Origin of the sequence: Isoptericola sp. NPDC057191 (genome assembly GCF_042670225.1) — a bacterium.
Taxonomy (GTDB): domain Bacteria; phylum Actinomycetota; class Actinomycetes; order Actinomycetales; family Cellulomonadaceae; genus Isoptericola.
On sequence record NZ_JBHUWC010000206.1, the window covers coordinates 1 to 6,992 of the forward strand.

The window sequence follows — 6,992 nt, forward strand, 5'->3', positions numbered from 1 at the left end:
AGGTAGTTCCCTTCCTGCCGAGGTAGTGCGCACTACCTCGGCACCTCGGGAACTACCTCGGCAGCCCGGGAGGTCTCAGTCCTCGCGGTTCTCGCGGACCTTCTCCACGCCCTCCTTGAGGAGGAAGAGCGGCAGGAGGAACGCGGCCAGCATCCCCGCGAGCCACACGATGACCGGCCCGATGATCCAGCCCGCGACGCCGCCGACGTCGAGCCCGTCGGTGAACAGCACCGCGATGATGAGCGCCACGAACGTCGAGAGCAGGCCGACCCCACCCACCAGGGCGGGCGCGTTGTTGTTGGCCAGCTTGGTGAGGAACGGCGAGATGATCGCCTGCACGACGGCGAAGACGACGATCGCGATCACGAAGCCCAGCGGCTCGGACCAGTTGATGGAGAACGTCTCCATGTCGAAGGCCGCGAAGATCCACGCGGCGACGAGCACGCCCACCGCTGCAGCCAGCAGGAAGACGGCCGTCCGGAGCAGGAACCTGATCATTCTCGGAGCATAGGGAGGGGTGGGCCCCTCGGCATGTCGTAGGGGTCGGCGACGTAGCGCTGCGGTCGCGTGAGCGCCGCAGAAGAGACCCGAGCGCTACGTCGACGTCGCCGCGCGCCACCGGTCGAGGGTTCGGGCGCCAGAGAGCGCGGAGAAAGGTGCACGATGCTGGGGATGGTGGTCGAGGGGAGCCCGGACTGTGCCGTCTTCCGCGGGGTGACCGGTCAGGGTGAGGTCGAGATCGCCGTCCTGCGCGACCAGGTCGACTGGTTCCTCGACCGGTTGGACGTCACGCCCGGTCAGCGGGTGGCCGTCTGATGAACCTGACCGAGATCGAGGCGTACCTGAGGTCGGCGACGGCCGACCTCCCGGGGCTGGAGCGCCAGGTGTCGATCCGCGACCACGACGCGGTCGCCCGGCTCTGGCGGCCGGGCGAGCCGGAGCGGTGGGCGCAGGTCAGGACGTCGGGCGACGACATGTTCTGGCTGGGCGTGGACGGCGGCTTCGGCACGTTCATCCCCACCCGTCTCCCCGACGACGACGAGATCCGGGAGTCGCTGGACGAGCTCCTCGCGGTGGCGCGGGCGTACCTGGAGGGCAGGGTCGAGCGGCACGGCCGACGGTTCCCCACGCTGACGGTGACGACGCCCGACGGGACGGGGCTGCTCCAGCGGGCGCTCACGACGAACCTGCGGGCCTTGTTCCGGGGCAGGCGCGGCGAGGGCTGATCACCAGGCGGTTTGGCGGATCATGCATAGCACTGCATACTCATGCATAGACCCCCGCACGACTTTCGGAGCCCCACCATGCGCACCCGTCCCGCCCTCGTGGCGACCGTCGTCACCTCGGCCGTCGCCGCCCTCGCTCTCACCGGCTGCACCACGGCCTCGCAGGACACCGGCTCGACGCCGGGCGCGTCCGGCGACAGCACCGCCGCGGCCGTCGACCTCGACGCCATCCAGAAGGACGACGCCGTCGCGGCCATGGTCCCGGCCGCCGTCTCCGAGGACGGCAAGCTCACCCTCGGCTCGAACCTGCAGTACGCGCCCGTGGAGTTCCTCGACGCGGACGGGAAGACGCCCGTCGGCCTCGACATGGACATCGCGACCGCGCTGGCCAAGACCATGGGCCTCGAGCTCCAGGTCGAGAACGCGGAGTTCGACTCGATCATCCCGGCGATCGGGTCCAAGTACGAGGCCGGCATGTCGGCGTTCTCGGTCACGCCCGAGCGCCTGAAGACCGTCAACATGGTCAGCTACTTCAGCGCGGGCTCGCAGTTCGCCGTCGCGAAGGGCAACCCGGACGGCGTGTCGCCCGACGACCTGTGCGGCGTCACCGTCGGCGTGCAGACCGGCACCATCCAGCAGGACGAGCTCGCGACCAAGAGCAAGGAGTGCACGGACGCCGGCAAGGACGCTGTCGACGTGCTGCCGTACAAGTCGCAGTCCGACGTCACCACCAACCTCGCCGGCGGCAAGCTGCAGGCCATGTACGCGGACTCGCCGATCATCGCCTACGCCGTCGAGCAGACGGGCGGCTCCGTGGAGTCGCTCGGCGAGATCACCGACGCCGCGCCGTACGGCGTCGTCGTCGCCAAGGACGACACGGACCTCGCGAAGGCCGTGCAGGCAGGGCTCCAGAAGCTCATGGACGACGGCGTGCTCGCTCAGGTCGCCGACACGTGGGGCTCCGGCGCGGCCGTGCTCGACACGGCCGAGCTGAACCCGGCAGGCTGAGGCCGTCCCCGCTGGTCGAGCCTGTCGAGGCCATGATGGTCCCGACAGGCTCGACCGCCGCCCTGGAGGTTTCCTCATGAGCTCGCTGCCCGAGCCGATCCACGCCAGGCCCGTGCCGCGGCCCGGCCGCTGGGTCTCCGCGGTGATCGTCCTCGTCCTCGTGGCGATGGCCGTCAACGCGCTCGTCACCAACCCGAACTTCCGGTGGGACACCGTCTGGCTGTACCTGCGCGACGTCGTCGTCGTGCGGGGCGTCGGCTGGACCCTCGTGCTCACGTTCGGCTCGATGGCGCTCGCCATCGTGCTGGCGATCCTGCTCGCGGTGATGCGCCGCAGCGACAACCCCGTGATGCGGTCGGTGTCGTGGTTCTGGATCTGGTTCTTCCGCGGCACCCCGGTGTACACGCAGCTCGTGTTCTGGGGCCTGCTGTCGGTGCTCTACCCGCGCCTCAGCGTCGGCATCCCGTTCGGCCCGGAGTTCTGGACCTTCTCCACCCAGGACGTCATCACGGCGTTCTGGGCGGCCCTGCTCGGCCTCGCCCTCAACGAGTCGGCCTACCTGGCGGAGATCGTGCGGGCCGGGCTCTCGTCGGTCGACCCCGGCCAGACCGAGGCGGCGAAGGCGCTCGGCATGAAGGACGGCAAGATCCTGCGCCGCGTCGTGCTGCCCCAGGCGATGCGCGTCATCGTGCCGCCCACCGGCAACGAGACGATCTCCATGCTCAAGACGACGTCGCTGGTGCTCGCGGTGCCGTTCACGCTGGAGCTCACCTACGCCACCAACGCCATCGGCAACCGCATCTTCCAGCCGATCCCGCTGCTCATCGTGGCGGCGCTCTGGTACCTGCTCATCACCTCGATCCTCATGGTCGGGCAGCACTACCTGGAGCGGTACTACGGTCGCGGGTTCGACGGCGGCCGCAGCGGTCGCGGCGGCCGCGGCCCGCGCGGCGGACGGGGCAAGCCCAGCAAGCAGGACCTCATCGGCGCGTCCGGCACCACCAAGGACGACCCCTTCCTGGAGGTGACCCCATGAGTGGCCAGACCCCTAGCGGCGCCGACGGCGCGATGGTTGCGGTGCGCGACGTGCACAAGGTCTTCGGCCACGGGCACGACGCCGTGCACGTCCTCAAGGGCGTGGACCTCGACGTCGCGCGCGGCTCCGTCACCGTCGTGCTCGGCCCGTCCGGCTCCGGCAAGTCCACGCTGCTGCGGTGCGTCAACGAGCTGGAGGAGATCACCGCCGGCTCCATCCACGTCGACGGCGACCTCATGGGCTACCGCCGCGACGACAAGGGCGTGCTGCACCGGCTGCACCCGAAGGTGATCGCGAAGCAGCGCTCCCGCATCGGGATGGTCTTCCAGCGGTTCCACCTGTTCCCGCACATGACGGCGCTGGAGAACGTCATGGAGGCACCCGTGCAGGTGCGCGGGCTGTCCAGGGCGCAGGCTCGCCAGCGGGCGCTCGACCTGCTCGACCGCGTGGGGCTGTCCGACCGGGTGGGCCACTACCCGGCGCAGCTGTCCGGCGGCCAGCAGCAGCGCGTCGCCATCGCGCGGGCGCTCGCGATGGACCCGGAGCTGATGCTGTTCGACGAGCCCACGTCCGCGCTCGACCCCGAGCTCGTGGGCGAGGTGCTCGCCGTGATGAAGGACCTGGCGAGCTCCGGCATGACGATGATCGTCGTGACGCACGAGATCGGCTTCGCGCGCGAGGTCGCCGACCACGTCGTCTTCATGGACGACGGCGTGATCGTGGAGGAGGGCCGCCCCGGCGACGTGCTGGACGACCCGTCCGAGCCGCGGCTGCGGGACTTCCTCGCCCACGTGCTCTGAGGGCGGGCGTCAGAGCGAGGCGCAGGCGCCGCCCCAGTCCGTGTGGCCCACGAGGACCTTCTTCCAGATGTGCGCGGAGTAGCCGCCTGCGCTGGTGCGCGCCTTGGAGATGGTGCGGGTGTCGCCGCTGCTCCACGTGCTGCTGGGCCCGGTGAGCCACGTGGTGCCCGTGGGGCAGCCGCTCACGCCGGAGGAGACCCGGTAGACGCGGACGAACCCGGTCACGGAGCCCGACCCGCGGTACTGCCACGAGGCGTAGATGCGCCCGCTGCTCCTGGACAGGCACATCGTGCCCGGGCCGGACGTCGAGGCGCACCGGTCGCCCGCCGGCAGGCTGAGGGTGGTGACCCCCGACGTGGTGGACCGGGCGGCGACGTCGGTGGGGCTGGCGCAGCGTTCGAGCAGGTCGACCCGGTGGGTGGCGAGGTCGGCGGGGGCGCCCATCGCCCTGTTGTAGTCGGCGTCGACCTCCTCGGAGATCGTCACGTCCTTCAGCGTGCAGCCGCGGGCCGCGGCGTCCGCCGCCCAGTCGGTGGCCTCGGCGTCGGCGCGCTCGTGCGCGGCCCACGCCTCCCACTCGCTGTCGGGGCTGCCGGGGGCGGGCACGCCCGGCAGGTTCTCGGCGGGGGCGGTGGTGTCGTCCGCGGCCTGGGAGCTCGCCGCGGCGCCGAGGGTGAGCCCCAGGGCGAGGACGGTGGCGCCCAGACCTGCGGCGATGCTCCTGTGGACGGTCCTGCCTCGGCTCATGACACTCCTCGGGTGGGCTCCGGCGCGCGGCACGGGACGTCGTCGTCGACGCTCGCGGTGACTACGGTGTAGCACTCGGGGGGTTGGCGGCAACTCCTGTGGTAGACGGAAGGTTTCAGTGTGGAGGACGCCGACGCCCGCGAGCTGCTCACGCAGATGTGGGTGGACCAGCACGAGGCGGTGACGAGATTCGTGGCGCGTCGGGTGGAGGCGAGCCTGGTGGACGACATCGTGTCGGAGACGTTCCTCGTCGCCTGGCGCCGTCTGGCGGACGTCCCCGCGGAGCCCAAGCCGTGGCTGCTGGGCGTGGCGCGGAACGTGCTCGCCACCCACCTGCGCACCCACGGCCGGTGGCGGGCGCTCGGCGTCCGGCTGGAGCGCGAGCCCGCGGGCGGCAGGGAGGGCACGGACGACCTGGCGGCTGACCGGACCGACCTGCACCGGGCGTGGGAGATGCTGACCGACGCGGACCGCGAGGTCCTCGCGCTGGTCGCGTGGGACGGCCTCACGGCCGTCGAGGGTGCCCGCGTCCTCGGGATCCGCCCGTCCACGTTCTCCGTCCGGCTCACCCGGGCCCGCAAGCGGCTGCTGGCCTACTCCGGCCTCCCGTCCGAGACGGCCTCCGTGCTCCAGAAGCTGCAGGAGGCGCGATGAGGTCCCCGATGATGACCGAGCTCGCCGCGCTGGACCCTGCCCGCGAGCTCCGGGCGCCCGGACGTCCCGACGACGCGGCGCTGGCCGCGATCCTCGACGCCCCCCGGTCCGGCGCGCGCGCCCGGCGCTCCGGGCGGCCCGCCGTCCTGGCCGGTGCTGCGGCGGCCGCCGTGGTCGCGGTGGCCGGCGTCGCGACCGTCTGGTGGTCCGGGCCGACGACGGCGTACGCGAGCTGGACCGCCGTCCCCGCGACGCTGACCGCGGCGGAGACGGCCGACCGCGCCGCGTCGTGCGACCCGGTCGCGCACGCTGTCACGGAGGGCGCCGACGGGCCGCGCGTCGAGACCGTCCCGATCAGCCCGGTGCTGGCCGAGCAGCGCGGCGACTACACGTACGTCCTGCTCACCGGCGACAGCGCGACGGGGGAGTGCCTCGTGACGACGCAGGCCTCCGGCGCGACCGACGTCGTCACGGGCGACGCCGTCCTGGCGCACGTACCCGCCGCGCCGGGGCCGCGCGAGCTGACGACGCTCCAGGCGGGCACCGCCTCGTGGTCCGAGGGCGACACCGGCGACGGCGCCCTCACCTCCGCGTACGGGCGGGTCGGGGCGGACGTCGAGTCCGTCACGCTCACCCTCACGTCGGGCGAGCGCGTCGAGGCCACCGTCCAGGACGGCTGGTGGGCCGTGTGGGCGCCGGGCGCGACGGCGCTCCGTGACACGGCCGAGCTGACCTTCTCCGACGGGGCGACCGCGGAGGCCGACGTCGTCGCGCGGTAGCTACTCGCCGTCCTCGCAGGCGATGCCGTTGCCGTTGGGGTCGAGCGCGCCGCGGTAGGCGGGCTGACCGTTCTGGATGGGGGCGGCGCCGGCCGCGCGGGCCGCGTTGCAGTCCCAGTAGAACCAGGCGGAGTCCTGGTTCTGCTGCTCCTGCTGCTGGGCCTGCTCAGCCTGCTGCTGCGCCTGCGCCTGCTGGTCGTCGAACGCCTTCTGCTGGCTGGCGAGCTGGGCCTCCTGCGCCTCGGCAGCCTTCTCCCGCTCCTTCAGCGCGTTCTCGCGCTTCTGCACGTCCGCCTTCTGCGCCGTCAGGGCTTCCTGCGCCTGCTGGGCCTCGGCCTGCACCTGCTCGGCCTGCGCGACCTTGCGGTTGGCGTCCACGAGGGCCTGCGCGGCGTCCGAGCTGCGCATCATCGAGAAGGTGACACCGAGGATGCAGCCGAGGGCGAGGCAGGCGACGGCCACGCCGGCGACGAGGACGTTCGACGGACGGCCGGCGCGCGCGCCGGAGCGGGCGCGCGGCGCGGACGCCGGGGACGACGCGGCGGTGTCGGCGGCGGCCGCGCGGCGGGTGGCGCGCTCCGCCCGTCCCTCGCGCACCTTGTCCCCGACGCCGCGGAGCGCCGCGGAGACGGACGACGCGACGGAGCCTGCGTCGTCGGGCCCCGGGCGGCCGCTCGTAGGCGCCGGCGGCGCGACGGACGGGGCGACGGACGGGGCGACCGCGGTGACCGGCGGCGGCGGA

General features: G+C 72.7%; 10 protein-coding genes. 7 read left to right on the plus strand and 3 right to left on the minus strand.

Annotation, left to right across the window (positions count from 1 at the left end; genetic code table 11):
- Window positions 1-75: 75 nt before the first annotated feature.
- The gene (locus ACFT55_RS18060) at window positions 76-498 is read right to left on the minus strand and encodes a hypothetical protein (RefSeq protein ID WP_380245228.1); all 423 of its coding nucleotides are present in this window, start codon (window positions 496-498) and stop codon (window positions 76-78) included.
- 165 nt (window positions 499-663) lie between these two features.
- Here ACFT55_RS18060 and ACFT55_RS18065 point away from each other — a divergent pair, with 165 nt between their 5' ends.
- The 5 genes from ACFT55_RS18065 (at window position 664) to ACFT55_RS18085 (ending at window position 4,070) form a co-directional block, all read left to right on the plus strand.
- The gene (locus tag ACFT55_RS18065; RefSeq protein ID WP_380245229.1) at window positions 664-816 is read left to right on the plus strand and encodes a hypothetical protein; all 153 of its coding nucleotides are present in this window, start codon (window positions 664-666) and stop codon (window positions 814-816) included.
- The gene (locus ACFT55_RS18070) at window positions 816-1,226 is read left to right on the plus strand and encodes a hypothetical protein (protein WP_380245230.1); all 411 of its coding nucleotides are present in this window, start codon (window positions 816-818) and stop codon (window positions 1,224-1,226) included. Before ACFT55_RS18065 ends, ACFT55_RS18070 begins: the two co-directional genes overlap by 1 nt.
- A gap of 78 nt (window positions 1,227-1,304) precedes the next feature.
- Window positions 1,305-2,234 carry an ABC transporter substrate-binding protein gene (locus ACFT55_RS18075; protein WP_380245231.1) on the plus strand — a complete coding sequence of 310 codons (930 nt, stop codon included), beginning with the start codon at window positions 1,305-1,307 and terminating at the stop codon, window positions 2,232-2,234.
- 76 nt (window positions 2,235-2,310) lie between these two features.
- Complete coding sequence (locus ACFT55_RS18080; RefSeq protein ID WP_380245232.1) at window positions 2,311-3,270, plus strand: amino acid ABC transporter permease; 960 nt, start codon at window positions 2,311-2,313, stop codon at window positions 3,268-3,270.
- Window positions 3,267-4,070, plus strand: coding sequence for an amino acid ABC transporter ATP-binding protein (locus ACFT55_RS18085; RefSeq protein ID WP_380245233.1), 804 nt, complete (start codon window positions 3,267-3,269; stop codon window positions 4,068-4,070). Before ACFT55_RS18080 ends, ACFT55_RS18085 begins: the two co-directional genes overlap by 4 nt.
- Before the next feature lie 9 nt (window positions 4,071-4,079).
- Here the strand turns inward: ACFT55_RS18085 and ACFT55_RS18090 are convergent, their stop codons facing one another.
- Window positions 4,080-4,817 carry a hypothetical protein gene (locus ACFT55_RS18090; RefSeq protein ID WP_380245234.1) on the minus strand — a complete coding sequence of 246 codons (738 nt, stop codon included), beginning with the start codon at window positions 4,815-4,817 and terminating at the stop codon, window positions 4,080-4,082.
- Window positions 4,818-4,937: 120 nt separating this feature from the next.
- Here ACFT55_RS18090 and ACFT55_RS18095 point away from each other — a divergent pair, with 120 nt between their 5' ends.
- Both ACFT55_RS18095 and ACFT55_RS18100 read left to right on the plus strand, forming a co-directional pair.
- Window positions 4,938-5,471, plus strand: a complete 534-nt coding sequence (locus ACFT55_RS18095; protein WP_380245235.1) for an RNA polymerase sigma factor — start codon at window positions 4,938-4,940, stop codon at window positions 5,469-5,471.
- On the plus strand, window positions 5,468-6,250 hold the full coding sequence (locus ACFT55_RS18100; RefSeq protein WP_380245236.1) for a hypothetical protein: 783 nt from the start codon (window positions 5,468-5,470) through the stop codon (window positions 6,248-6,250). The genes ACFT55_RS18095 and ACFT55_RS18100 overlap by 4 nt, the downstream gene beginning before the upstream one ends.
- Here ACFT55_RS18100 and ACFT55_RS18105 read toward each other — a convergent pair.
- A partial coding sequence (locus tag ACFT55_RS18105) for an excalibur calcium-binding domain-containing protein (RefSeq protein WP_380245237.1) occupies window positions 6,251-6,992 on the minus strand: 742 nt, incomplete at its 5' end.